We start from the raw sequence: 25,221 nt of genomic DNA, 5'->3' as shown, positions 1-25,221 counted from the left end.
ACTGCTTCCTATATTTGTATTCAGTTCTCTAGCTAAAAGATTATTTCCTGTCCAAAATCTTTATAAAAACGAGTATCTAATACATTTCATAAAAAGAGGAACTTCTATTTCCACACAACAATAGGGCTGGAACTTTAATTTCCAGCCCTATTGTATCTTTCTATTAATTGTTGGCGGTTTTTAATTGATTGACTAATGCCTCGCTTATCTTGCTGGGGACTTCTTCATATCTAAGAAAGCTCATGGTGAATGAACCCTTTCCTTGAGTTAAACTTCTTAAATCTATGGCATAGCGCATCATTTCAGCCTGCGGTACATGAGCTCGAATAGAAGGTGTTTTTCCACTGCTATCCATTCCTAACACTCGCCCTCTCTTCCCATTTAGGTCAGCAATTACATCTCCCATGAAAGCTTCAGGAACGCGCACTTCAATTTCAACAACCGGCTCTAGCAAGGTGGGTTTGGCTTGCTCTACACCTTTACGGAAAGCCATAATCGCCGCGAGCTTAAAGGCCATTTCCGAAGAATCTACAGCATGATATGAGCCATCACAAAGGGTAACCTTGATGTCAGTTACAGGATATCCTACCATTGCCCCTTCGGCCATTGCTTCTCTAATTCCTTTTTCTACCGCCGGAATATATTGTTTGGGAACTGCGCCGCCAAAAATCGACTCTGTAAATTCAAAGTCATTTCCTTCTAATGGCTCTAAGTTAATCCATACATGACCATATTGACCATGCCCACCCGTTTGCTTTTTATGCTTTCCTTCAACTTTAACTGCTTTACGAATCGTTTCACGATAGGGAACTCGGGGGACTTTTAACGCAACCTCTACTCCAAACTTCCTGGCAAGTTTTTCTTGGAGAATATCAATTTGCATCTCTCCTAACCCTGTCAAAATCAACTCTTTTGTTTCTGTGTTTTTAGTTTTTATTATCGTCGGATCTTCTTCAAGCAAGCGTGATAATGCACTGCTAAGCTTATCCTCGTCCCCTTTAGTTTTGGGTTGGATAGCTACCGACAGAGTAGGAATGGGAAAATCAATCCCTTCAAGCCTTAGAGGGTGTTCTTTTCCACATAAGGTATCTCCAGTTTTTACCTCTTGCAACTTTGCGATAACTGCAATGTCTCCGGCACACACGGACCCGATAGGCTCTTGGGTTTTACCTCTAAGATAGAACGGCTGTCCAATTTTTTCTTCTACATCACGACTTGAATTATAGACTAAGGACTCGGCTTTGATTTTCCCCCCATAAACACGGAAGTAAGACATCTTCCCAACATACGGATCCGTTAAGGTTTTAAAAACAAGGGCTGATGTTTCCGAGACTACTTCAGGTGCTGGAGCGTATTTTGCCAGGAAGTCCATAAGCTTTGAAATCCCAATATTCCTGCTCACAGAACCGCAGAGCACGGGAATCACAAGGTTTTGTTTTAACCCTAGCTGCAAAGCATTCTGTAAGTCTGCCTCGGTCAACCCCTCTCCTTCCAGATATTTCATTAGTAGTTCATCGTCTGCTTCTGCAACTACTTCTGTCAATTGCTCTCTTAGAAGATCAACTTCCTCCCTGTACTCATCCGGAACTTCTTTAATTGAGCACTTCCCACTGCCGTCCAAGTCATATTCATAGACTTTGTTATCCAGAATGTCTATGAGTCCCGTAAAACCGGATTCTTGCCCTAGGGGAATTTGAACAGGAACAAGTCGGGCCTGAGGATAAGCGTCTTTGAGTTGTTCCAAGACCTTGTGGTAATTAGCATTCTTACGATCTAGTTTATTAATAACAATAATCCTAGGTAATTTTTGTTCTTCCATCAGACCCCAAGCTATTTCAGCTTGAACTTCAAGCCCAGCTGTTCCGCAAAGCACCAGCACTCCACATTCCACCACGCGCAAGGCACTCTTTACTTCACCTAAAAAATCTAAATAACCTGGACTATCAAGGACATTTACTTTAACACCTTGCCACTCAAATGGAATAAGACTCGTACTTATTGACACCTTGTGTTTTACTTCTTCGGGCAGATAATCTGAGATTGTGTTTCCTTCAGAAACTTTGCCAATACGATTGATCGCACCTGAATTAAAGAGAAAGGTTTCCGCCAGGGAAGTCTTTCCTGCTCCGCCGTGCCCAACTAGACAAACATTGCGAAGTTGTTTAGTGTCATAGGTTTTCAAGACGATTCCTCCTTGATTTGTTATTTAAGAAAAAGGTCACAGCCTTTTACTCGCAACAGATAACCGGAGTTTATAATGTCTCAGATCCCAGATTAGTACTAATCTATTGATTAGAGTGGAGCAAGTATTCTCATGTTAGTTATTATAAATTGCTTTGTTCGTAAGTTCCCCATACTTGGGGTTGTTTGTCGAACACCATGCACTTTCCAAGGGCCCAGACAGCTTCAACCTCAAGGTCATTATTTAAAACTACTAGGTCAGCATCATAGCCAACGCGAATCATCCCTTTATTCTTTAGACAAAGTGTATTTGCTACATTTGCTGTAATTGTTCTTAAGGCGACATCTAAAGGAAGGCCTTCTAAAACCGCCGTCCTAATATCCCGCCATAGTACTTCTACTGATCCTACTCCCATGCCAATAAGCGCTCCTGCGTCGTTATAACGAGGCATACTTCCATTACCGTCGGATGTTACAGTGACTCGATCATTGAGCAAATAGCGCTCATGCAGCATTCTTAAAACCGCAGGCACTCGGAGGTCAGTTGAAAAATCGTCGCAGCCTGCCGTAAGATCAATATTTCCTCCCGCTAAGAGAAATTGAATCCCTTGATCTAATAAAGTGCGGGTTCTATTAATATGAGTTGGAACAAATTGAATGATAGGAATATCTGTATGCTCCAGTATCGTCCATATTGGCTTTAAGCCTTGCTTTCCCTCTCCCAGATGTATATGTACAACTCCAGCCTTGCCACCCAGCATGCCACCCACTCGGGCCTCAGCAGCTAAATGTTGGAGTTGGCTGATTTGAGGTTGAGCTGAGCGATGATCCGAAATTGCGATTTCTCCGGCTCCTATAACCTTGGCAATTAATACCAAATCTTGTTCCAGGCTTGGCAATAAAGTTCTCATAGGCACATGATAAGCCCCACTATAGATATAGGTGCTTAACCCTTCTTCCTGAAGGGCATTCGCCTTAACTAACAGTTCAGCCATAGATCGTGATATGGAATCAGTACCCAGACAACCTACGACTGTAGTAGTTCCCGCACGGGTAAGCTGCGAAAGCTGGAGTGCAGGAGTACGGGAGGCCGGCCCCGCTTCTCCTCCTCCTCCGCATATATGTACATGGGCATCGATAAAACCTGGCACTAATGCTTTTCCTTGAAGGTCGATCACTTTTCCATCTACAAAATCAGGAAGGGTTAGATCTTTTCCGATTGCAGCAATACTAGTCCCTACAATTAAGACATCAGTTTCCGCAGAAACGTTAGGACAATAAAGCTTAGCGTTTTTTAAGAGTTTCCACAAATTAATACCCCCTCCCAAGAGGTATAGTGCCCCAATGTTAGATTGATATTCTCTAAGAATTAACATTCATTAACATTTTCTTCATAATATGTTAAATTCCTTTACCTCAGAGAGGTTCTCTAGAAAAAAACCTAAGCATTTCTTTTTTTCTCTAAGCATAGTCATATATATAACTCAGATTTGGGAGGGTCATATGGCGAGAAGGACTTTTGTCTACGGAGCTGCTATTCTTTTAGTAGCCAACTTATTTAACCGCCTGTTGGGCTTCGCTTACCAATATTTGATAATGACCAATATTGGTGGGGAAGCCTATGGTTTATTTAATATGGTTTTTCCTATTTACATGCTTGCTCTTGTTATTACTACTGCAGGTATTCCTTTAGCAATTGCTAAAATGGTTTCTGAGGAAGTTTCCCTTGGTCGTCTCTCCAACGCTCAATCCATTTTACGACTATCTCTTGTACTGCTCAGTTTTTCTGGGGCAATTGTTTCAATTGTCCTCTATTTCCTTTCTCCTTATCTTGCAACAAGAATATTTTCTGATCCAAGAGTAATTAACGCTTTTCTCATCTGTACTCCCGCGATTTTTATTGTCTCTATTTCCTCAGTCTTTCGAGGCTACTTTCAAGGCTTACAGAACATGGTTCCTACAGCTGTGAGCCAGATTTTCGAACAAATTATTCGGGTAGCAATTGGTTATACAGCGGCTTTGCGACTATTACAAAATAGTGTAGAGTGGGCAGCAGCAGGTTTGGCATTAGGGATGCTTGCCGGCGAATTAGTCGGATTGCTTTCTATCGTTTTCCAATATCAACGATCGAAATCTAGAGTTTCACAGGATAACTCATCGCCAACCTATTCATCTCGCGAAATATTAAAGAGTCTCTGGAAATTAGCATACCCAGTAACCCTTGGCCGATTGCTTGCTACAGGCTTATCTTCCCTAGACGCGATTATTATTCCCCTCAGACTTCAAGCAGCCGGATATTCTGCCCGTGAAGCAGTAACCTTATTCGGTCAGCTTGGCGGATCAGCTTTTACATTATTGACCTTTCCGAGTGTTTTTACCTTTGCCTTAGCAACCTCACTAGTACCTGCCATATCAGAAGCCGCAACAAGACGCCAGCTCAATGTTGTGCGAGCTCGCAGCGCTGAAGCTATTCGCTTGACAATCCTTATTGGCATTCCTTGTCTAATTATTTTGTTCTATTTTTCTCATCCACTTACTGCGTTTTTTAAAAGTTCAGCGATAGCACCAATTCTACAGATCTTAGCCTTAGGGGGCATATGCTCCTATATACAGCAAACCACAACGGGAATTCTCCAAGGATTAGGGAAGGTTCAGCTCCCCGTGATCCATTCCATCGTTGCGGCGATTATTCGCATCCCGGCATTAATCTACCTTACAGGTCTTCCCCAATGGGGACTGCGCGGGACGGCTTGGACTTATGTACTTGGTTACTTTATCATGGCGGTTCTTAATCTTTTGGCTATTTCAAGGTATACGGGAATGCCTTTAGACCTTCAACGTTTTGTTCTCCAACCAATTTTTGCAGGAGTAGGAATGCTACTTGTATTTCAATTCTTAGATCCATTTTTCAGGGGAAATGTAATCGGATATCCTTTGGAATTTCTGGTTGGAATAGTGATCTATGGTATAATCTTGCTCTTTAATGGCGGGGTTTCCTTTAACGATCTAAGGCGACTTCCCTGGATAGGCAAATATCTACCTCTCTAGATATTTCACTTCCACCAACGGGCGATTTGAGTTCCCCATTGCCAATATGTCAAAACAAATATCACTAAAAGGGCTATTAAGGCAAAGATCTTATAAATAAAGTATACTTTGATGACCGTTAAAAACACCATACCAAGTCCCAATAGAGCAGGTATAGCTAATAGTTTAAGAACTGATTTAGAATTACAGTTATCCTTCTGTTTTAGTCCCGGATAGGAAAAAATGATTATAAACAGCACAAAGTAGAAAATAAATGTTCCAATTATCATTAAAGCTTCCTCCATTAGTAAAAACGAATTGTCTAACCATTATTTATGTACAATAAACTTCTCAACATCTGTTAATACTAATCTCGAGTTAAGATTTGAGAGGAGATGTAAAATATGAGTCGTAGAAATAATAAAAACAGCGGAATTTTGCCAGAAGCAGTCTTAGATCAATTTAAATGGGAAATTGCCGAAGAATTAGGTTTAAGCAATAAGATAAAAAGTCAAGGATGGGAGAATATGACTTCACGAGAGTGTGGTCATGTAGGAGGCAGAATTGGTGGAAGCATGGTCAAAACTATGATTCGAAGAGCTAAAGAATCTCTCAATAATAATCCTTAAAATAGATTTTATAACAATATAGATAATTAACCATAAATGGTTAAAGGAGTACAGAGAATATATCTGTACTCCTTTATTATACCCTTTTGAAGAGGAAACAGTTAATGGGTAAATAATTTTTTCCAAGACTCAAGACTCTTAAAATCTGTCAAATCGCTATGCATTGGGGTGATAGAAATATAGTTATCTTGAATCGCTCTTAGATCAGTATCTTCTTCAAGATCTCTTATTCTTTCCCCACACTGCCAATAATAAGCTCTTCCTCGAGGATCAATCCTGCGTTCAAAGACATTATCATAGACAGTCTTTCCCAGCCTGGTTACTTTTAAGCCCTGCCACTCAGACGAGGGTTTACCGGGAAAATTAATATTCATTAAACCTGCCCTATTACTCTGAATGAGGGAATCTAAGTGTTGGGCGATATAGATAGCAGAGGGCTCAAAATCTACGAACTCAAAGCTTGCTACAGAAACTGCGAATGATGGAACTCCCAAAATTACCCCTTCCATAGCTGCCGATACTGTTCCAGAATAAAAAATATCTGTTCCTAAATTTGATCCTTGGTTGATACCTGAGATCAATAGATCTGGTTTAGGAATAATCCCACCCTGAATAGCAAGCTTAACACAATCAGAAGGAGTTCCACTAATTGCATACCCTTTTTCATTGCGCTCAAGATCGTATTCCGTAATAAACAAGGGATGAAACAAGGTTATGGAGTGTCCTGTAGCCGAACGCTGACCTTCTGGAGCAACGATAGAGATTTGATGCTCTGTATGGGCGCGTAGTTTGCGATACAATGATTGAATACCATCGGCATGATATCCATCATCATTAGTCAGTAATATATGCATATGGTCCTCCCGGTCACTCAACTTCATAAACAGAAATAACCATTTTATCTTCTTTTTTTGTTAAGCCAAACATTAAACGATATCCTTTAAGGTTTTTATTAAGAAAATCTACTACTTTATAGAGCTCCCCATTGACCCCCAAGCGTTGTGAGGCAATCAGTTCAATTTTGCCTTGACGATCAGACGGGTTATTATTGTCATTCACCCAAAATTACCTCTTTCTAACATCTGTGTCCCTGAATTAATGAAAATGCTTCTGATCTCGTGATCGGGTTTGTCTTGAATATTCCTCGCACAGCAGAGGTTAAGGTTTGCGATCCTGCTTTCTTTACCCCTCTCATAGTCATACACATATGTTCAGCTTCAATGACTACTAAAACACCTAGCGGAGAAAGTTTAGCCACAATAGCGTCAGCAATGTCCGAGGTTAATCGCTCTTGCAATTGAGGTCTGCGGGCAAATCCTTCAACCACACGGGCAAACTTTGACAATCCTGTAATTTTTCCTTTTCTCGGGATATAAGCTACATGAGCCTTGCCATAGAATGGTACTAAATGATGTTCGCACATTGAATAAACAGGTATATCCTTGACAATTACCATTTCTTCATGTTCTTCAGAAAACTGCACATTTAAATGGTGACTTGGATCCTCATGTAATCCACTAAAAACTTCTGCATACATTCTCGCTACACGCTTCGGTGTATCCTTAAGCCCTTCCCGATCAGGATCTTCTCCTATGGCTTCTAGGATCATTTGAACAGCTTGCTCAATCTTATCTAAATCCATCCCCATACTTTTTTCTCCTTTTCTCTATGTGATCGTTTTTCACTATAGTTGTCCCATAAAAACATGTGTTTGAGGAATAACCCTCACATTTCTTAGTTTTTGAAGAAAAAAACTTTGCCAGTTTAGAAGTTGATAGGGTTTTGGAGTTACTATTCCACGTGTTGCTGTTACAGGCTGCAAAATTGTTTGGATTAACGGATCAACCTCCGCAATTAGGTCTCGAGCGTACTCAAGATCGACAAGCTCAGTATCTTCTTGAACAACGATTTTAACAAAGACCTCTTTTTGAAGACTTAAGCGTAAAAAAGATTTATGAACAACCCATAGATTATCATCATTAGATGGCATCTTAATATCCATACTTATTATATCAACCCAAGGCATAACTTGTAGGAGTTGCTCAGGCAAAGTCCCGTTGGTTTCAAGGTATATCTTGATACCTTTCTCTTTCAACAAAGGTAGTAATTCACTCAATTCACGAGCCCACAAAAGAGGCTCACCACCAGTTACACTAATCGAATGATGAAGAGAAAAATTATACTTCTGAAGTAACTGTGATAACGTATCAATAGAAATTGGGTTTTTAGTAACACTAAACTCTCCCGATCCTGGGTTTCTTTCCAGACGAAATTCTTGGTGGGTTGTCGTTACAGTATCACAGTAAGGACACTTTAAATTACAGCCCGGCAAGCGAAGAAAAACTTGTCTGACTCCGACATAAGGGCCCTCACCCTGTATTGAAGAGAACACCTCGGTTACTGGCAACTTTAACATTTAAAACAAACCTCTCTTACCACTGAACAACGAATTAATCTTCTCCAAAAATGGCCCAGGTATCAGGAGACTCAAATACTTTAACCCAAGCTAAGCGCTTTTCCTGAAGTGACAAGGCCTCCTTGAATTTTAAAAACAAGTAACGAGCCAGGTTCTCGGCAGTTGGATTAACTCCACTGGCACCGAAGGGAGTCAAGTCGTTTAATAAACAATGATCAAGTAATTTTACTTCTTTTCGTATTGCTTGCTTAATTTCTTTGAAATCAATCAGCATCCCTAAATGGTCTAACTTTTCACCTGATATACAAACCTCAATATCCCAACGATGACCATGTAAGTTAGAACAATCCCCGTCATAATCTCGAATAAAATGAGCAGCATCAAAGTGCGCCCGAACACATACCTGAAACATTTAGTACTCCTTATTAGACAAATTACATTTTATTTTACCATTATTATTGACAAAAGAAAATGAAATATCAAAAAATCAATTCTTTACTATTATTTATTTCTTCCACTGAAAAAGTTGATAGAACACCCACTTATCCAGTGAGTGTTCTATCTTCTGCTTAAAAGAGAAACTTTACTCCATCTCTTTTAAGCAAGTTTCAATGCCTTATTAAAGCAATCAATTGCAACATCGGACTGATCAATTTGGTCATAAATATTTCCCAGCAAGGCCCAACCTGCAGAATGGTTAGGATCAATCTTTAGTAATTTATTGATCAGTTCAATACTTTCTTGCCAGTTTCCTTTTCGAGTAAGGCAAACACTTAAATTGTAGAGAATCAAAGGATGATCCGGTGTTAGTTCTAATGCTTCTCGATAATACTCAGCCGCTTTTCGGGTACGACCCTGATGAACCAATGTAAAAGCTAGATTATTAAGCAAAATAGGATCCTTTGGGTAAATGTTTTTCGCCCGCTCCAGCAATACTAATGCTTCTTGGGAACGTCCAAGGTTTTGATAAACAGCTGCCAGATTACTTAAACTATCATAATGATCCGGTTCATATTTCAAAGTATATTTATAGTACTGAATCCCTTTTTTAGTCTCACCATTTTGAATGTAACAATAGGCTAATCTAGCCGCTAAATCAGGGGTTCCTCCATAGCGAAGCGCCTTCTCGTAACTACTGCAGGCATCTTTCAGTTGTTCTAAAAGTAAATGCATTTCAGCCTTCATTTCCCAATACAAGGATTCTCGGGGGCGAAGTTGACAACACCCTTGAAAGCATCTTAGAGCTTCATGATACTCTTCATGAAAAGCATAAATCATTCCTAATCGATAATTAGTTTCTGCATTTTGAGGGGCAGCCCTCATGGAATTATCTAAGGCTTTAATAGCATCTCGCCAATCTCCCAGCTCTAAATTACAATCAGCAAGCAAATCCCAATACTTAGCAATCTGTGGTTTTACCTTGATTGCTTGCTCAATCTTATCCTTGGCCTGGGGCAGTAAAGCTTGTCCGATATAACACTTTGCGAGAAGATAATTAATTTCTGCTAATTCTTCATCAGAGTGAATTACCAGTTGTTCTAGGTATTCTCTAGCCTCTTGTAGTGCTTGAATCTCAATTAAATAACCTACTTCTTTTAACCGTGGCTTAGAAGATTCCCGATTTAGTAGCTCCACCCACTTTTGGATGGCATCATCAGTTTTCCCTAAGCGATGATGCCATCGGGCTTGGAGAAAATTCCACAGATATGAACTTTGAAGAGAGGGTCTTTGTTGCTTGTTATTAGAGGCTATAGGTAGAGCCATAGTTTTCTCTCCTTTTTACTTATTTTTCCATATTTAGGTTCTCCTTTCACATTGTTTTCCCCTTTAATTTAGAACAAGAATCGAACGTCAAATGCCAATCAAATACGCGGTAATTCGCATTATCATCTTCCTTAACTTAGCAAACTCGTCACTTTCTGAGGATTCTAACTTCTGTTCTTTAATATATTGCATAACCTTCTCTTATAATAAAAAAATGAGAGGCGCATTTAATGCCCCTCTCCACATTCATGACAATATCCATAAAACTTCAAATCATGGTCCAAGATCTTAAATTGGTTACGCTTAATAATCACAGCTTCCAGCGACTCCAATAAATCATCATCGAATTCTGATACATTTCCACAACCCAAGCAAATTAGATGATGGTGATGATGATGTTCGTCTTTCCGGCTAAACTCATACCTGCTTCGCCCATCGCCGAAATCATTTTTTAGCAGAATTCCTATTTCCGCTAATATGTCTAAGGTGCGATAAACAGTTGCTAGTCCAATCTCTGGATTTTGGTTTTTTACTAACATGTATACCTCTTCAGCACTCAAATGTCGATCAACGTGTTCTAGAAATGTCTGTAAAATTGTTTGACGCTGAGGGGTTAACTTATAGGAGCGGTTGCGTAACAAATTGCATATGTTTTCGAAAGTTTTTACTTCCTCCATTCCCAGCCCTCCTCATACCTATTATATGGTAATAAAAATCCTTTGCAAGGGATTTTCTTGCAAATTATCGGTTAAACACCTCAAAGATTGCAAATTTTAAATAATCCGTTTCTTCGCTGCCGAGTAATACCGGGTGATCTAAACCCGCACGTTTGAATTCTACAAGTCGCAAAACTTTATGGGCATCTGCTGCAGCCTCTTGTAGCATAGAAAAAAATCTAGCTGAACTCAAATGATATGAACAGGATGCTGTTATCAAAATCCCCTGGTTTCGTACTAATTTCATTCCTTGGAGATTTATTTCTTTATATCCTCGTACTGCTCCTTCAATTGCTTGACGGTTTTTGGCGAAAGCAGGTGGATCTAAGATTACAATATCCCATTTTCTTTTGGCATTTACCTGTTCTCGTAAATAATCAAAGGCATTGGCAGCAATGAATTCTGTCCTATGTAAGAAACCGTTAAGTAAAGCATTCCCTTTTGCCATTTCAATTGCCTTGTCCGAGATATCCACACAGGTCACTTTTTTTGCTCCATAAAGACAGGAGTGCAACATAAATGAGCCGGTATGGGAAAAACAATCTAATACCTCAGCACCATTCCAAAAGGGGTTTTTGATTACTTTCCCTTTGGGATCTACAGGAAGACCTTCCTCGTTAAGTTCTATACCGTTCTTAAGTCCCCAGCCAGTAATCAGGGGTTTTAAGGCCGCTCTATTTTCCCTCTGATCGAAGAAATATCCTGTTTTTTGTCCTTCGGCGACATCCACCGAAATCTTTATTCCATTTTCTATCACTGTTGCCGTAGTATCAAAGGGCTCATTAACAAAACCTTCCCGTAATTCCAGTCCTTCAAGTTTCCTGACAGGGACATCACTTCGTTCATAAATCCCGCGTGGCTTAAAAATCTTCATCAAGGCATCATAAACCCATTGCCGCCGGATTTCTATCCCTAAGGAAAGTATTTGTACGACCAGAATATCATCATATTTATCAATAATTAACCCCGGCAGAAAATCAGCTTCGCCATGAACAACTCGACAGGATTTGGCTTCTGGAACTAACCACTGTCGCCGCTTCCATGCTTGCTCAATCTTCTGATAAAACATTTCCTGATCTATTTCTTGCTCCTCCGAGTAACTAACAACTCGAATAATAAGTTGAGACCGTGGATTATAGAACCCCTGGGCCAAAAAATGTCCTACATGATTTACAATATGTACAACATCCCCACCTTTTGGATCCCCTTCTATCTTTTCAATTTCACCTGGGAAAACCCAAGGATGACCATGTTCAAGCCGCTTTTTGCGATTTTTTTTAAGATACGCCTTCGGAACCGACAATATACTCCCTCACTTTCAATCTACCCTATAATATGACATTGGCATCCTTCAAAATATACCTCGAAAATGAAAGAAAAGAAAGCTTTTGCTTTCTTTTCTTTCATTTTAACCCAGAATTCTAATACCATCCGCGATACAGAGAAGGATATGGGGGATACGGATATTGGTACGGAATGAAAATGAGAACCCAGTGGAAATTGGTCAATAACTATGAGAGACGATCTCGAAGAAGATCGACAATTTCGTCGGCGCTTCTGCCTGAAGCATTGATTACAGGCATTTTTTCAGACCATTCACTAGCCAAAATATCCGTTCCATCTCCCTTAACTACAGCTGCCCTAACATTGTTAAAGGGCTGACCTTCTAAAGGAGTTGTTTTAAAACCAGCATTATGAAGAGCCTGAATAACATTTCCCAGACCATCTTCAACAGCAATTGTTGTATACATTTTCTCACCCTCCTCCAAATTATCTTTATAATTCCCAAATAGAATTTACCTATTCATTACTTTTCTTAAAAATCATACTTTTCCTTGAACCATATCTGATAATCTACCGATAATAATTCGTGTTGAATTTGTATTCTTGGAGAGGGGTCGGAAAACATTGCTTCTACAGAGCAACTTATTAACCCCTGGGTTTCGAGGGTCAAATGAATGTGATTTCTCTGTGGGGGGGTTCTCTGTAAAACAATTGAGTACTTACCGCTGACGTGCTGAATACCTTTTAGTTCTAGTTTTCTCGGAAGCTTAGACATTGGCAAGAACTCATCTGTTAGTACTTCAAAGGGTTGATCGCTTTCCAGTCTAATACGAGTTAAGTACGGTTCCCGGGAATAGTTTAACCTTAGAGTGATATCCAAAATTCGCTGGCCATTTTTAATTGTTTCGACCAAGGCAGATTCCATGTTCATTGGCGGCTTTTCATTGAGTATAGGTACATATATACTTTTGGATTCCTGACCCCCGAGATCTTGAATTATTTTTGCAGGTAGGGGGTCATCTGAATATACATGTACCTTTCCCTCACTCTGTCCTGACCATTCCTCCTGAACAACAGCTATCTGCGGATAAGATTTTGTGTAAACAGGAACCATTCCAAGAGCTAAGGTTAATATGGTAATGGCACCTAAAGAAGGCTTACGGACTGCGAACAAAATCTTTTTAAATAGACTTGGCTTGGGAATCCCAAGGTGGAAAAGGGACAGGAAGAAAGGAACTAGCAGAATACTGTAAATTACTAAAAACACCGGAAAATAATTATGAATTGCTTGATAAAAACTGATCCATTGGTGGGAATTGAAAAGCTCCCAGTGCATTGAAATAAGGAAATATGGGCCTATTAATATTAAGATAATGTTGGGATATAAAAACTGAAGGTTCATACACAATAACCAAAATACAAAAGGAAATGCTAAGTCAATACGTGTAAGTGCTAAGATCAAACTAATCCCTAAAAGTAAGCTCACCCCGATAATCCAGTAGAGCTGAGGATCTCGAACAATAGGTAGTTTATGTAAGTAACCAGCAATTAGCAGAAAAACCGCCAGAGCAATACCCAGTCGAGCTATTACAAAGATCAAAGGATAGGCAACATATAGAATTTTCACCTCTTTAACTAGTCCCCACAGTACCTCACCAATTCCGCTTGTAATAACCACAATAGCACTTAGTACTAATGTAACTCCTATTATCGCCAGTACTTTTTGCCAAGCATTCTTTTGCCTTTTATGATTCTTGTAAATTTTAATCAAGAGTAATACAGTTAACAAGAAGGTTAAGATTGTAATAATTCGTATTCCATAGGAGGGGACAATAATTACATGTTTTCCTAATTGAAACGGCAGATAGAATTCATCCCATTCATGGGGGCCTATAGTGTCCATCCCCACTGTAGTCAATAACCGATAGCTGAAGTCTCCGACTTTCTGAAATTCTTCCAAGGATACTTGACCAAGACCATCTTCCGGTCGATGGAAATACCCTTCTGGTCTACCATATATACCTAGACCAACTGCAGGAATGTTTTGGTCTAAAAACGGACTGTAATCACTTGTTCCTCCTTGTGAACTCTCACGAGTCATGATTATCGAATCTCGACTAAGATGAAAAGGAATATCGCTTTCGCCTGCCAAGGATACCACTTGCTTGATTAAATTCGGCGGGGTCGACTTTTTACCGGCAACATCAATTTCCAGAGGGCTTCCAACCATATCTATATTAAGCATCCAACGAACAGCGGATAAATCTGCTTGAGATGTATAGAACTGTGAACCAACAAGACCATACTCTTCAGCTCCGAAGAAGACAAGCTGATAGGTTTCTTCGTGGGACTCTTGACTAAGCACCCTGGCAAGTTCCAATAAAACACCAACACCTGAAGCATTGTCCACTGCACCAGGAGCATTTACAGTTGCCGAGTCGTAATGAGCTCCGACAATAATTGTATCGGGCCGTTTTCCAGGCAATTCAGCGATAATATTCTGACTGCTAATTAGTTCAACTTGTTGTTCACTTTGCAGTACAGAAGCTTCTCGTACAACAATTTTACTAAAGGGCTGCTCCCGTACCTTCCACCCATTTTGTCTTAGAACATAATCAATATATTGAGCGGCCTTTAATTCTGACTTGCTGCCTGCCGGTCGTGGTCCAATTTTTTGTACTAGATGCTTTGTATGTTCATACGCATTATCTGCTGAAAACCCAGGTATTGAATTCTTTAGAACCGAACTCGAATCAGTTTTTGAAGAAACCGACCACGAAAAAGCAGATAATCCTAACGCCAGTATTAAGATAATTACTATAAATCTGTATTTTTTCATAGTTCATGCCCCTTCGAACTTCAAACTCACTTTGCCAATTCTTATGAAAAACTTCTTACGGTTATGCCTACAATGGTTTTAACCAATAAGAGGTCTATGGTATAATGAAGTCATAATATTTTCCAGGGAGAAGTATGCGCATGCCAAAGAGGAATTCCATTATTTCGATTTTCCTTCTACTAACCTTCAACATTCTATTTATAAGCGGATGTACAATTAAAGTACCTGACCTTTTCCCTGAAGAAATAGCAATATCCGACCTGCCAGCTGAAGCCTTATTTATTGACAAAGACTCCATATATAATCAGACAGTTAGACTTATCGAATCGGCTCAATCATCAATCTATGTAGAGCAGGCAGTTTTTGATGACCCAAATCTCATCCAACTGCTCATAGCTAAGTCACGTTCTGGTGTCGATGTACGTATTCTTTTAGATCAGTGGCAAAAGGCCAATCGAACTACCTTGGATCAATTGAAAAGCCAAAATGTCTCAGTTCAGTTTTACCCAGCCCAAAAAGGACAGATTAATCATACTAAATACCTCATTATTGACCATAGGCGAGCTCTCATCTACGGCCCTACCTGGACTGCTGAAGGCTTTCAAGCACACGATCTGGCGGTTGAATTAAACGGAAGATCTGCATGGAAAGCAGCCACACTGTTTTCAAAAGATTGGGCATTCACTACAACCTTACCCTTAGATGTCTCAAAAACGTCCTCACTTCCGGAAGATAATATTATCTTAGCAACCAATGCTAACGTCCGGCAGCAACTTCTTGATCATATTTCCTCCAGCACAAAATCCATTTGGATCGAGACTACTGAAGTTACGGAACCAGACCTGAAGCAAGCATTGATAGACGCCGCAGCTAAAGGATGTGACGTTCGTCTTATTCTTGATCGTTCATTGACTACTAAAACCCCAGTTACTCTGGAAGAGTTGTCATTGAGCGGAGTTAAAATACGTTATTACCCCAGTCAAAGTCAGCTGGGGCTAAACTTAGCACTATTTGATAGTACTGCATTTGTGTTAAGCAGTTCTGGTTGGACACGTTATTCCTTTCTAGCTAATCATGAATTTTCTATTACCGTTCCTTCCCCGGTCGCCACTAACAAACTAGTCACGATGTTTAGTATGGATTGGGAAAAAAGCTCCGAGTAGAAATTCCCGGAGTAAAAATCTAAGGGCAGACGCTTCGGCGTCTGCCCTTAGATTTTTTAAGTTTAAGTAATTTTTCTACTCTAAACCATCCAAATGTTGACAATCTCCAATAATTAAGGGACTCCATTGATCTCCTTCAACTTCTAAGATATTAAGTGCAGTATTATGTTGCCACGGTGTTTTAGCCCATTCGTGAACCGCAAAACCCATTGCTTTAGTCACTATAAGTTTTAGGGTTAGTCCATGAGTCACCAGACATACAGTTTGGCCTTGATGTATTTGAATGATCTGTTGTAAGAAATTCCAGGCTCTGTCTGTCACAAGCTCCATGTTCTCTCCGCCAGGTGTTGTTACCAGATGTGGCTCTGAGTCCCATATCTTAAATATATCAGGATTCCTATCCCTTAACTCTTGCCAAATGCAACCTTCCCAATCTCCAAAGGAAAACTCGCGCAAAGCTGGATCCGATAATATTTTTTCAAGTCCAATTCCCTTTCGAATCTCTTCAGCAGTGTTAATTGCTCGAAGAGAATCACTTGCATAAATATGATTAATTCCCTCGTCCTTTAACCTCAGAGCTAAAGACCTCGCTTGAAGTATTCCTTTTTCAGTGAGGGGAGAATCTAAGCTGCCTTGAACTCGTCCTTCGATGTTCCATAAGGTTTGTCCATGTCGCGTTAGAATTATTCTTGTCATAACTACAACCCCTTATAAGCTATCCAGTATCAAGTGATTCTTAGCTTCAGATGGAGTTTGCCTAAGAGGAATACTTACTCCATCTGAAGCTTAGAAGAACTTATCCAGGGACGTAGCAGCCGTTATCTCATCCTCACCGCTAAAGTTGTTCTGTGTAGTTTGCGGTTCGGCGAAAGCATCCACTGGATGCTTTCGTACTTATAGAAGATGGGAGTCTTACGGCTGGTAGTCATCGGATAAATCTCCTGACAAATAAGTCAGTCTTCAATCTGAAAAGGGCAGGGATTATTTCCCTACCCTTCCCCAACTTGCCGTAAGACTCCAGGTTTCTGACCCTGCTCTCGCAGGTGGGTGCTTAGTTCGAACTTTCCAACTTCCCTTCCTCAAAGAGGGCTTGTTGTAATAATCCGACATTTAGCTCCCTTGTCACATAATAGGATCAAAACCATGGTAGTCTATACGCACCAGCTAGGATATGTACATATTATAACACTACTGTTCAAAAAAATCTCTAGCAAATCCTTGGAAATTAATGTTTACGTATTTTGTCTTCAACTTCAGCTAGACGATCTTGAAGTAGGGCTATGGCCATCTCTTGATTACGAACTCGACGCTTCAGATGATCTACCAGTAACGATAATTCACCTACTTCCTCCGTCATAGATTCGAGTGCTCCTCCACGGTGAGGAATTTCTTCGCTGATATCTTCTGGTTCTGTTGGTGTATTGCTCGGTGGATTTTCCTCAATATCTTGGGTTGCTAATAAATAGCGAAAACGAGCGTATCTAGAATTTCGTCCCGACTGAACTTCAATCACTCCATCTTCAGCTAAAGCCTGAATAGCTCGCTTTAAAGTTACACTTGCTGCTCCAGTTTCACGTTGAATATCTGAATATGCTAATTCAAAATCCTTTCCTTGATACATACTAGAAATCTTCTCGAAAAATTCGACAAATTTTCGATGAGTTTTTTCTTTTAATCTCAATGCAAGTCCATCCTTCCATAACGAGAGTAACATAACTTAAAAATCATTTTTATTATATCAAATTTATGGAAAAAAGCTATACTGAATATTGTTAATATTTAATTTTAATTGAACTATTAACTATAATTATTATTTATCACTCTACCTAACTTCCACTTGTACAATTACAAATTAGAAGTAGCCAGATTAAATCATTTCAATAATCTATTCGGAAATTATTTATCACCATAAAGTTTTCGGATTACCTCGTCTGACAATCCAAAGGTATGTTCATCTGAGGGAAATAGATTTGACTTTACTTCTTCTCCGTATTGCTTTATTGCTAGTACACTTTCAGCTCTTAGTTCCGCATATTGTTTTACAAATTTAGGAGTAAACCGTTTGAAAAGCCCTAAGATATCATGAAAGACAAGAACTTGTCCATCACATTCTGCACCAGCGCCAATACCTATAGTCGGGATTTTTAACTCTTGGGAAATTTGTGCAGCAACTTGCCTTGGTATCGCTTCAAGTACAATCATAAAAGCTCCTGCCCGCTCTATTGCCGAGCCATCTTTGAGTAGCCGAGTTGCACTTTCCAGGTCACGACCTTGAACTTTAAACCCTCCAAGCTGTGAGGCTGTCTGAGGGGTCAAACCAATATGTCCAACAACCGGAATTCCAGCACGAGTAAGAGTTTCAACGATTGGTTGGATATCTACTCCTCCCTCTAGCTTAACAGCATCAGCGCCGCCTTCTTTAATTAGACGTCCAGCATTTAGAATCGCTAGGTCTACCGTAGCGTAGCTCATAAAAGGCATATCAGCAACGACAAAGGTCCGTGGAGCTCCCCTGCGAACTGCTTTAGTATGATGCAGCATTTCTTCCATAGTGACCGGAACAGTCGAATCATACCCTAAAACAACCATCCCCAAAGAATCACCCACAAGAATTATATCGACAGCAGCTTCTTCAACCAACTGCGCTGAAGGATAATCATAGGCTGTCAACATACTAATTTTTTCACCGATTTCTTTCATTTTTTCAAAATCCGGAATGGTTTTTCTCATAGTGCTTACCTCCCTAAATTTATAAATCTGATGTTAAAAACAAATTTTCAGTCATACCCCGCATGACTCTGGCATAGGTAGTTATTAACTAGCTTTCAATAATCAGGCCTTGCCTCTGTCTAGATGTACAAAAGGAGGGATAAAAGCCCATGTCAAAATCCTTTCAAATCAGCTTAGTTTTAAAAGGTATTCTTATAGCCTCGATTTTAGCAATGGTATTCTCTCTCGTTTTTGGTATTCTACTTTCCCTTACATCTCTTCCGGAATCCAATTTGATAATCAACATTATTTTTGGGGCAAGCGTCTTTATTTCAGCCTTTATCACAGCCTACCAAGCAGGCACTAGGGGTTTGTACTACGGAATATCTGTTGGAGTGGGATTTATTCTTTTGGTATTGATCATTTCCTCCGTTTTCTGGTCCGACACCCCAGCATGGCTCAAAATAGCTGAGAAGGCTATTGTGGCACTTCTCACAGGTGGGATTGGTGGAATCGTTGGAGTTCTGTTCCCTCAATCGTAGTTTACTATTTAAAAACTTGCCTTGCGAGAAGAGGGAAATCTCATAGTGAGATTTCCCTCTTCTCTATTGTTTATATTTTTCTACTTATATTCAAAAATTCCTGCCGGATACCCAGAACAATTTCGCTACTAACTTTTCATTTGAACCTTAAGGATATACAATTAGTATATTAAGAATTGTTTGTTTAGGAGGAAAGGCCATGTGCATCGAAAAAACGCCTTGGGAACAAGTCATAGAATTCCATGGACATACCTGTGCCGAAATAGCTTTAGGCTATAGAGTAGCCCAAATTGCTAATCGAGAATTAGGAGTTTCTGAGATAATTGAGCCACTGATTAAAGTTACTGCCTATACCCATTCCTGTGCACTCGATGCTTTTCAAATTATAAACCGAGCTACCTATGGGCGAAACTATCTATTTGTTGTAGAACAGAATATTCATAGCTATGTTTTTCAGACTAAAGACAGTGCTGAAGAGTTACAAATCACTGTAAGATCAGAAATAATTGAGCAGGTAACTGAGGCTGTAGAATCCTTAAGCAGCCGTGAACGCCAAGCTAAGACCCTAGAAGCGATAAAGATAATTCTTGGGACTGAAGAGACACAATTCTGCGAAGTAAAACACAAACCTCAACCCTAAATAATTAAATTAATAGAATTAGACATTAGTCCTTAGGGACTTCTACTTTCTTATCCTTCCATATCCTCCAAGCTAATAGCAGCAGAGCAATAAAAACTGCCGCCATGCTACTCCATTGCGCGGCTGTCCAGTTAAACAAAAACCTAGGACTATCTCCTCTTAAACCTTCCAGGAAAAATCTAGCAAGGTTATACAAAACCATATATAACAAAAATATCATACCTGAAGGCCATTTTCTTAGTTTTAAAATAACAAGCAAGGCAAAAATAATGATGTCAACTTGACCTTCCCACACTTCAGCAGGCCAGAGGGGTTGGTCTCCGAAGGTGTTTCGCGCAATCGTGCCAATGGGATAAAGAATCCCAAAATCTCCGCCCGTTGGCCCTCCAAAAGCGTCTCCATTCATAAGATTGGCATTCCTGCCAACTGATTGAGCCAATATAAGTCCCGGTGCAGCAATATCTGCAAGTTCCCAAAAGGATAGTTTCTTCCGCCAAACATAGATTCCACCAGCTAATAGCGCTCCTGCAACGCCCCCCTGAATAGATAGCCCTCCATGCCAGATGGCGATGATTTCACTGGGATATTTGCTATAATATCCCCAGTCGAAAAAAAACACTTGCCAGAAGCGGGCTCCCAAAATACCGGATAGAAGTAAGATCGGCGCTAAATCCATAAATGTGTCTATTAATTCCGGTCGTCCTTCTGCTTTGGCAAAGTATAGTGTAAGCCCCACCCCAATGATGAACGCTAAAGCAAAAATTGTCCCATAAGCCCGAATAGGAAAATCACCAATAAAAAACCAATACTGATGCATGACTTCCTCCCTATATTCAACCTAATAATTCAAAAAGAAGAACCTGCCCTCACGTAAAAAGTGGGGGCTTAGTTGAAGGTTCACCCTTCTGCGCTTTCCATTATAGCTTGTAGCAGGTGTTATCTCAAGTTTCACTGTAATAGCTCAAAAGAAAGAGACAGACTTATCGTTTTCAAGTCTGTCTTAAAATAATTACAAACTATTTAGTTTAGTGTAAAAAGGATCATATTTATTGGGATTAGGTATCACCGCATCACGTTCAGCTTTCCCAGCTGGCTTCTGGACCCTTTGGAAATAATCTGAATGTTTTTTCTTAGCCGACCCAGCATCAGAATATAAGGTAATTACTAAAGCAGCAAATACTATGAGTGCAACTAACCAATAGAATAACATTTCACAACACCTCCATACTCATTTTATGTCCTACAGCGATATTGTCAAGTTATTTTTCAGCGGTTCTGTCAATTATTAACTTTTTCCAGTTTGCCTTCAAACGATCACCGGGATGTAAAACTGTTGTAAACTCTGCTGCCTGCCCATTAACCATTAGGGTTAATGTTTCACCTGCACGCACTTCATCAGGAAACTTAACATAGGGCAATAACTCTGATAGAATCGGTTTTTGTTTGTATCCATTAACTCTTAGCTCCATACCATCTCTAAGCGGCTCAGATTCTGAAACCGGTTGCCCTTGGGATGTAATAATGATTTCTTGAATAGGATATTCCACTACTTCCCCATTGATGTGAAATATCATTGGCTCGGGCTTAAGCTTTAGATCTCCCACGGTAAGTTCCCTCAGTCGAGTCTCTATCTTATCTCCATCCTGTAAAGGTCTGTTACCCTCTGCCTGGGAATTATTTACCCAAATCTGGCGGTCGAGTTCAAATCTGCGCAGTTCTCCATTAACTTTTATTTCCAAAGTTTCTTTTTGATTTAAGTTATATTTTTTTTGCTTAAGTAAATTATCAAGGTCATCATTATTAAGATATGCTACTTTATATCCATCTAGAATTCCATCTGTTTCACATACTAACTGATCTTCAACAAAAATTTGGGGGACATACTTCTCACTTTGCCCATTCCACAAAATCCATTTTGTATCATATAACGGCAAGACATCTTTAAAACATATCTGAGCATCTTTTCCGGATTCACCAGGGGTAAAGATAATCTCATCTCGCGCATTTAAAGGTTGATCGAGCTTGCTGGGTTTTCCGTTTACGAATAACTGGGCAGGACTTCCCAAGGTTCCCCTTATAACCTGCATTTCGCCATTGAGTTCAAAGGTCAAGGCTGCTCCCGGCTTCCCTAAAAATGAACGCGGCTGTATCCCCGCAGCTAACAAGGCTTCGGCTACCGTTGCTAATTGCAAAGCAAAAATAGGAACTGATGTCCCATTCACTGAGACCGTATAATATTGAAGCCCATTCCCTTCCAAAGCTGCAATTCCAATCCCGATGGGCGTAATGGTTTCCGGGCCCTTTAAAGTTTTCTCACCACTAATTCCCGCTAATCTGTCCCTAACTTGAATTCCAACTCGATTCTGAGGAATTCCTAAAGTCTCTGCCAACAGTTCACTGAGTAAAGGGGTTAAACTTCCGCCCCCAATAAGGATAATGGCGTGAGGGACACCGTTATTTAACTTTAAAATCTCATTGGAAATGTTTTCGGCAAGTTTTACAACCACTGGCTTAATAATATCCAAAATGTCGGACTGTCCTACAACGACTTTAGCTCCCAAAAAATCCGTAAAGCTTAGTTGTTTTTTCTTCTGTAATTCTCGTTTGACCTTTTCTCCAACTTTAAAATCCAAAAGATATTGGGTACAGATCTCCTCAGTGACCTCATCTCCGGCCATGGGAACCATCCCATAGGCGAAAAAGGATCCACCTCGAGTCAGCGCAATATCAGCCGTTCCTGCCCCCACATCGACTAAGGCTAGATTAAGACGTCTCATATTCGGGGGGATAGCTGCCTGACCAGCTGCAATGGGTTCTAACGTCAAACTCGTCATTTCCAGACCAACTCTACCCAGCACTGCCACCAAGCCATCAACGACGGTCCGAGGTAAGAAAGTCGCAATTACCGATACCTTCGCAACTCTCCCCCGCTGTCCGACTAGATTCGCTATTTCCTCTCCCTCATTCCATCTGGCAATGGTATTATACCCAACACAGTGATAGCTTTGTAACTCTTCATTAGCGGAAGACTGGAGCTGACGGAGGGCTTGATGAACAGCTTCAATTTCTAAAGCTAATACTTTTTCTCTCTCCCAGCGCACCGGCAAGAGTTCCTTTTGTTCAACTACAGCAACTTCTGTCCTAAGAGCACGACCGGCAGCAGCTACAGCAACCTGTTTCAACTTGGCATCTATCTTTTTTTCTAATTGTGTTTTAACCTTGTCAACTGCCCTCGCCACTTCATCCACATCATGGACTTGTCCATCATACATGGCACGTTGACGGTGTTCAGTTTGAGCACTAGCTAATATCTCATATGTTTGATCTTCATTCTTTATCATCACAAGTCCCATTACCATTCGGGTTCCAATATCCAGCGCAAAAATCGGTTCCATTGTTTCACCTCTCTATACCTCAATTCGCCCTTATTAGAGCAAAATCCTGCTCGCTATGAGAGTTGCTCTGAGAGCTGATAAGCCTCAACTCGATTCTTCCCCTTACTTTTAGCAAGATATAATGCCTCATCAGCTTGCTTCAGTAAGCTAAGACCTGCTGATTCTAAACCGGAACAATCAAGTTCTTTAAGCAGCTCGGTGCTGGACATTCCAATGCTCACTGTAAACATGATGTTTCCTTTTCTGCTTATAATACTGATCTGGCTTATACTCTCTCGAATTTTTTCTGCCACAATCCTTCCTTTTTCCAGAGAAGTTTCCGGGAGCATGACTAAGAATTCTTCCCCTCCAAACCTGACGGGTAAATCCATTTCTCTAACTGAATCTCTCAGTACTTTGGCCAAGGCTTTCAGAGCTTTGTCCCCTTCTAAGTGGCCAAATTTATCATTAATGGCTTTAAAATTATCCACATCTAGCATTAACAATGTTGAAGGATGTTCTAATCGGCAAGCTCGATCTAATTCAAGGTTGAATTGTTGCTCAAAATACCGTCGGTTTGCCAGACCTGTTAAGTAGTCCTTTAAGGATAACTTCTCCAGTTCTTTATACTGTACTTTTAAATTTGTGGTCATAATATTAAAATTTTGGATGACTCGTTGGAAATCAGGATGTCCTTTAAAGCTAATTTGACGATTCAAATCTCCCGCAGCAACCTGCTCTGTGGCAAGGGTAATTTCTTCTAGGGGCTTAATAATTAGTTGAGCAAAAATTACGCTGACTAATAACCCTAAAGCTATAACCAGGAGCATTGTCCCAACTGTCATATCCATATTAACCTTACTCATAGCATAGATATCCTTATGGCTCATTTCATAGATAACTACCCAGTTATTATTTTTTAATTTACCAAAAGCTACAGACATATCTCCCAGCTCAGTAGAAATATCATCAGCGATTGACCCTTTGTCTTCAGAAATATATGATAAAATTTCCTGATTAGAAATTGCTTTTCCGACCATTTCGCGATTATCGTGGTATATTATGATTCCCGCTCCATCGACAACGTATAGATTACCCTGCTTTTTGGCTTGAAATCCTTGAAATAAGGAATTAAAAATATTGCTGCTGTTCCATAAATTAATGCTTAAGGCCAGAACACCCGCTATTTCTCCATTTTCGGACACTGTATTACTGGCAAAGATCACCGGGGAAGCGTCGCTGGTACTGGTTTTAATGACATCGGATAAATAAGGTTGCTTACTTCTAAGAGGGGCTTGAATATAATCCCGATAACTAATATTAGTCTTTTGTTTTAATTCCAATAAACCTTGAGGAGATGAATAAAATAGTTTTACACTTCCCTCAGTATCAGTCACCACTCCTCCCGTAAATATCGAACTACTCCTTACAAATACATCCATTACCTCTCCGGATTCTTTCAATTTTTCGGGGGTGGATAGTTCAATTTTTTGGGATAAAAACACAATGTCATTAAGACTTTTCGATAAATTCCAATCCAGCCTGGATGCTAAAAAATCCGCATCATTGAGCATTACCTGATGGTATCGTTCTTTGACAAAATGGGGAGTCAAATAGAAAAGATTAAATGCACCTGGGATCCCTATAGCTAGGATAACTAGTATCCCAATTACCCCAATCAGCTGTTTGAATAATTTACTTTTATAAATAAAGTTCATAAACTTATCCTCCCAGAAAGGTTATTGCAACTCAATTTATATCTCATTTGATCATCTCGCACAAGACCTATATCCAACAGTCTTGAGTTACTTTAAAAATTATACAACTGCAAAATCATATCATATAATCCAAAGAATCTCTACGATGTATTTAAACATTTGATAGTTCCAGAAAAAAATATCTCCCCTCCAAAATTCATAAACCCCAAGCATAATCAG

25 protein-coding genes and 1 other RNA gene are annotated in these 25,221 nt (G+C 39.9%); 5 read left to right on the top strand and 21 right to left on the bottom strand.

Annotation, left to right across the window (positions count from 1 at the left end; translation table 11 throughout):
* Positions 1–163 precede the first annotated feature (163 nt).
* Both fusA and iadA read right to left on the bottom strand, forming a co-directional pair.
* Entirely contained in the window at positions 164–2,182 is a 2,019-nt protein-coding gene (fusA, locus tag DP73_RS09105; RefSeq protein ID WP_034598997.1) for an elongation factor G, read from the bottom strand.
* A gap of 142 nt (positions 2,183–2,324) precedes the next feature.
* Complete coding sequence (gene iadA, locus DP73_RS09100) at positions 2,325–3,491, bottom strand: beta-aspartyl-peptidase (RefSeq protein ID WP_034598994.1); 1,167 nt, start codon at positions 3,489–3,491, stop codon at positions 2,325–2,327.
* A gap of 193 nt (positions 3,492–3,684) precedes the next feature.
* Here iadA and DP73_RS09095 point away from each other — a divergent pair, with 193 nt between their 5' ends.
* Positions 3,685–5,229, top strand: a complete 1,545-nt coding sequence (locus tag DP73_RS09095; RefSeq protein WP_034598988.1) for a polysaccharide biosynthesis protein — start codon at positions 3,685–3,687, stop codon at positions 5,227–5,229.
* A gap of 5 nt (positions 5,230–5,234) precedes the next feature.
* Here DP73_RS09095 and DP73_RS09090 read toward each other — a convergent pair whose 3' ends face one another.
* Positions 5,235–5,498 carry a hypothetical protein gene (locus DP73_RS09090; protein ID WP_034598986.1) on the bottom strand — a complete coding sequence of 88 codons (264 nt, stop codon included), beginning with the start codon at positions 5,496–5,498 and terminating at the stop codon, positions 5,235–5,237.
* A 114-nt stretch (positions 5,499–5,612) separates the two neighbouring features.
* On the opposite strand from DP73_RS09090, the gene DP73_RS09085 reads away from it, so the two are divergent.
* Positions 5,613–5,837: an alpha/beta-type small acid-soluble spore protein gene (locus DP73_RS09085; protein WP_034598985.1), complete on the top strand. Its 225-nt coding sequence runs from the start codon at positions 5,613–5,615 to the stop codon at positions 5,835–5,837.
* A 101-nt stretch (positions 5,838–5,938) separates the two neighbouring features.
* Here the strand turns inward: DP73_RS09085 and surE are convergent, their stop codons facing one another.
* The 10 genes from surE to DP73_RS09035 form a co-directional block, all read right to left on the bottom strand.
* Positions 5,939–6,691: a 5'/3'-nucleotidase SurE gene (gene surE / locus DP73_RS09080; RefSeq protein ID WP_034598984.1), complete on the bottom strand. Its 753-nt coding sequence runs from the start codon at positions 6,689–6,691 to the stop codon at positions 5,939–5,941.
* Positions 6,692–6,704: 13 nt separating this feature from the next.
* The gene (locus DP73_RS09075) at positions 6,705–6,896 is read right to left on the bottom strand and encodes a YpmA family protein (protein ID WP_034598983.1); all 192 of its coding nucleotides are present in this window, start codon (positions 6,894–6,896) and stop codon (positions 6,705–6,707) included.
* 16 nt (positions 6,897–6,912) lie between these two features.
* Positions 6,913–7,485 carry a GTP cyclohydrolase I FolE gene (gene folE, locus DP73_RS09070; RefSeq protein WP_205623376.1) on the bottom strand — a complete coding sequence of 191 codons (573 nt, stop codon included), beginning with the start codon at positions 7,483–7,485 and terminating at the stop codon, positions 6,913–6,915.
* Positions 7,486–7,521: 36 nt separating this feature from the next.
* A complete protein-coding gene (locus DP73_RS09065) occupies positions 7,522–8,253 on the bottom strand; it encodes a 7-carboxy-7-deazaguanine synthase QueE (RefSeq protein WP_034598981.1) in 732 nt (243 codons plus the stop codon).
* A 34-nt stretch (positions 8,254–8,287) separates the two neighbouring features.
* Positions 8,288–8,665, bottom strand: coding sequence for a 6-carboxytetrahydropterin synthase QueD (gene queD / locus DP73_RS09060; RefSeq protein ID WP_034598979.1), 378 nt, complete (start codon positions 8,663–8,665; stop codon positions 8,288–8,290).
* A gap of 185 nt (positions 8,666–8,850) precedes the next feature.
* On the bottom strand, positions 8,851–10,017 hold the full coding sequence (locus DP73_RS09055) for a tetratricopeptide repeat protein (protein WP_034598977.1): 1,167 nt from the start codon (positions 10,015–10,017) through the stop codon (positions 8,851–8,853).
* A gap of 227 nt (positions 10,018–10,244) precedes the next feature.
* Positions 10,245–10,694 carry a Fur family transcriptional regulator gene (locus tag DP73_RS09050; RefSeq protein WP_034598976.1) on the bottom strand — a complete coding sequence of 150 codons (450 nt, stop codon included), beginning with the start codon at positions 10,692–10,694 and terminating at the stop codon, positions 10,245–10,247.
* Between the two features lie 64 nt (positions 10,695–10,758).
* On the bottom strand, positions 10,759–12,036 hold the full coding sequence (locus tag DP73_RS09045; protein WP_034598974.1) for a class I SAM-dependent rRNA methyltransferase: 1,278 nt from the start codon (positions 12,034–12,036) through the stop codon (positions 10,759–10,761).
* Positions 12,037–12,244: 208 nt separating this feature from the next.
* Positions 12,245–12,484: a YkuS family protein gene (locus tag DP73_RS09040; RefSeq protein ID WP_034598972.1), complete on the bottom strand. Its 240-nt coding sequence runs from the start codon at positions 12,482–12,484 to the stop codon at positions 12,245–12,247.
* Positions 12,485–12,549: 65 nt separating this feature from the next.
* Positions 12,550–14,856 (bottom strand): M28 family peptidase, encoded by a 2,307-nt coding sequence (locus DP73_RS09035; protein ID WP_034598971.1) that lies wholly within the window; start codon positions 14,854–14,856, stop codon positions 12,550–12,552.
* A gap of 140 nt (positions 14,857–14,996) precedes the next feature.
* Between DP73_RS09035 and DP73_RS09030 the strand changes: the two genes are divergently transcribed.
* Positions 14,997–16,019 carry a phosphatidylserine/phosphatidylglycerophosphate/cardiolipin synthase family protein gene (locus DP73_RS09030; RefSeq protein ID WP_034598970.1) on the top strand — a complete coding sequence of 341 codons (1,023 nt, stop codon included), beginning with the start codon at positions 14,997–14,999 and terminating at the stop codon, positions 16,017–16,019.
* Between the two features lie 75 nt (positions 16,020–16,094).
* Here the strand turns inward: DP73_RS09030 and DP73_RS09025 are convergent, their stop codons facing one another.
* The 4 genes from DP73_RS09025 to panB form a co-directional block, all read right to left on the bottom strand.
* Entirely contained in the window at positions 16,095–16,715 is a 621-nt protein-coding gene (locus DP73_RS09025; RefSeq protein WP_034598968.1) for a histidine phosphatase family protein, read from the bottom strand.
* A 296-nt stretch (positions 16,716–17,011) separates the two neighbouring features.
* Positions 17,012–17,193: non-coding RNA, 6S RNA (gene ssrS, locus DP73_RS22470), on the bottom strand.
* A gap of 51 nt (positions 17,194–17,244) precedes the next feature.
* Positions 17,245–17,700: a hypothetical protein gene (locus tag DP73_RS09020; protein WP_034598967.1), complete on the bottom strand. Its 456-nt coding sequence runs from the start codon at positions 17,698–17,700 to the stop codon at positions 17,245–17,247.
* A 215-nt stretch (positions 17,701–17,915) separates the two neighbouring features.
* Positions 17,916–18,749, bottom strand: coding sequence for a 3-methyl-2-oxobutanoate hydroxymethyltransferase (gene panB / locus DP73_RS09015; protein ID WP_034598966.1), 834 nt, complete (start codon positions 18,747–18,749; stop codon positions 17,916–17,918).
* A 149-nt stretch (positions 18,750–18,898) separates the two neighbouring features.
* Here panB and DP73_RS09010 point away from each other — a divergent pair, with 149 nt between their 5' ends.
* Both DP73_RS09010 and DP73_RS09005 read left to right on the top strand, forming a co-directional pair.
* Entirely contained in the window at positions 18,899–19,270 is a 372-nt protein-coding gene (locus DP73_RS09010; protein ID WP_034598965.1) for a TIGR04086 family membrane protein, read from the top strand.
* A 199-nt stretch (positions 19,271–19,469) separates the two neighbouring features.
* Positions 19,470–19,910, top strand: coding sequence for a formylmethanofuran dehydrogenase subunit E family protein (locus tag DP73_RS09005; protein ID WP_034598964.1), 441 nt, complete (start codon positions 19,470–19,472; stop codon positions 19,908–19,910).
* Positions 19,911–19,935: 25 nt separating this feature from the next.
* Here the strand turns inward: DP73_RS09005 and lgt are convergent, their stop codons facing one another.
* The 4 genes from lgt to DP73_RS22010 all read right to left on the bottom strand — a co-directional run bounded on the left by lgt (position 19,936) and on the right by DP73_RS22010 (position 25,002).
* Entirely contained in the window at positions 19,936–20,727 is a 792-nt protein-coding gene (gene lgt / locus DP73_RS09000; protein ID WP_034598963.1) for a prolipoprotein diacylglyceryl transferase, read from the bottom strand.
* A 192-nt stretch (positions 20,728–20,919) separates the two neighbouring features.
* Positions 20,920–21,120, bottom strand: a complete 201-nt coding sequence (locus tag DP73_RS08995) for a hypothetical protein (RefSeq protein ID WP_014903445.1) — start codon at positions 21,118–21,120, stop codon at positions 20,920–20,922.
* Between the two features lie 49 nt (positions 21,121–21,169).
* Complete coding sequence (locus DP73_RS08990) at positions 21,170–23,305, bottom strand: ATPase (protein WP_034598962.1); 2,136 nt, start codon at positions 23,303–23,305, stop codon at positions 21,170–21,172.
* A gap of 53 nt (positions 23,306–23,358) precedes the next feature.
* Positions 23,359–25,002 (bottom strand): sensor domain-containing diguanylate cyclase, encoded by a 1,644-nt coding sequence (locus DP73_RS22010; protein WP_052090509.1) that lies wholly within the window; start codon positions 25,000–25,002, stop codon positions 23,359–23,361.
* Between the last annotated feature and the right edge of the window lie 219 nt (positions 25,003–25,221).

This window comes from Desulfosporosinus sp. HMP52 (assembly GCF_000765145.1).
Lineage (GTDB): Bacteria > Bacillota > Desulfitobacteriia > Desulfitobacteriales > Desulfitobacteriaceae > Desulfosporosinus.
The sequence above is the reverse complement of the archived record's forward strand: the minus strand, read 5'-3'. Positions and strand labels throughout refer to the sequence as shown.

Excerpts from the sequence above, each read along its gene's own strand:
- DP73_RS09005 (WP_034598964.1), top strand. The coding sequence starts at position 19,470 with ATGTGCATCGAAAAAACGCCTTGGGAACAAGTCATAGAATTCCATGGA.
- queD (WP_034598979.1), bottom strand. The coding sequence starts at position 8,665 with ATGTTTCAGGTATGTGTTCGGGCGCACTTTGATGCTGCTCATTTTATT.
- DP73_RS09050 (WP_034598976.1), bottom strand. The coding sequence starts at position 10,694 with ATGGAGGAAGTAAAAACTTTCGAAAACATATGCAATTTGTTACGCAAC.
- lgt (WP_034598963.1), bottom strand. The coding sequence starts at position 20,727 with ATGCATCAGTATTGGTTTTTTATTGGTGATTTTCCTATTCGGGCTTAT.
- DP73_RS22010 (WP_052090509.1), bottom strand. The coding sequence starts at position 25,002 with ATGAACTTTATTTATAAAAGTAAATTATTCAAACAGCTGATTGGGGTA.
- DP73_RS09065 (WP_034598981.1), bottom strand. The coding sequence starts at position 8,253 with ATGTTAAAGTTGCCAGTAACCGAGGTGTTCTCTTCAATACAGGGTGAG.
- surE (WP_034598984.1), bottom strand. The coding sequence starts at position 6,691 with ATGCATATATTACTGACTAATGATGATGGATATCATGCCGATGGTATT.
- DP73_RS09035 (WP_034598971.1), bottom strand. The coding sequence starts at position 14,856 with ATGAAAAAATACAGATTTATAGTAATTATCTTAATACTGGCGTTAGGA.
- panB (WP_034598966.1), bottom strand. The coding sequence starts at position 18,749 with ATGAGAAAAACCATTCCGGATTTTGAAAAAATGAAAGAAATCGGTGAA.
- DP73_RS09010 (WP_034598965.1), top strand. The coding sequence starts at position 18,899 with ATGTCAAAATCCTTTCAAATCAGCTTAGTTTTAAAAGGTATTCTTATA.
- DP73_RS09095 (WP_034598988.1), top strand. The coding sequence starts at position 3,685 with ATGGCGAGAAGGACTTTTGTCTACGGAGCTGCTATTCTTTTAGTAGCC.
- DP73_RS09040 (WP_034598972.1), bottom strand. The coding sequence starts at position 12,484 with ATGTATACAACAATTGCTGTTGAAGATGGTCTGGGAAATGTTATTCAG.
- folE (WP_205623376.1), bottom strand. The coding sequence starts at position 7,485 with ATGGGGATGGATTTAGATAAGATTGAGCAAGCTGTTCAAATGATCCTA.
- DP73_RS09055 (WP_034598977.1), bottom strand. The coding sequence starts at position 10,017 with ATGGCTCTACCTATAGCCTCTAATAACAAGCAACAAAGACCCTCTCTT.
- DP73_RS09090 (WP_034598986.1), bottom strand. The coding sequence starts at position 5,498 with ATGATAATTGGAACATTTATTTTCTACTTTGTGCTGTTTATAATCATT.
- DP73_RS09025 (WP_034598968.1), bottom strand. The coding sequence starts at position 16,715 with ATGACAAGAATAATTCTAACGCGACATGGACAAACCTTATGGAACATC.
- DP73_RS09085 (WP_034598985.1), top strand. The coding sequence starts at position 5,613 with ATGAGTCGTAGAAATAATAAAAACAGCGGAATTTTGCCAGAAGCAGTC.
- DP73_RS09030 (WP_034598970.1), top strand. The coding sequence starts at position 14,997 with ATGCCAAAGAGGAATTCCATTATTTCGATTTTCCTTCTACTAACCTTC.
- DP73_RS08995 (WP_014903445.1), bottom strand. The coding sequence starts at position 21,120 with ATGTTATTCTATTGGTTAGTTGCACTCATAGTATTTGCTGCTTTAGTA.
- DP73_RS08990 (WP_034598962.1), bottom strand. The coding sequence starts at position 23,305 with ATGGAACCGATTTTTGCGCTGGATATTGGAACCCGAATGGTAATGGGA.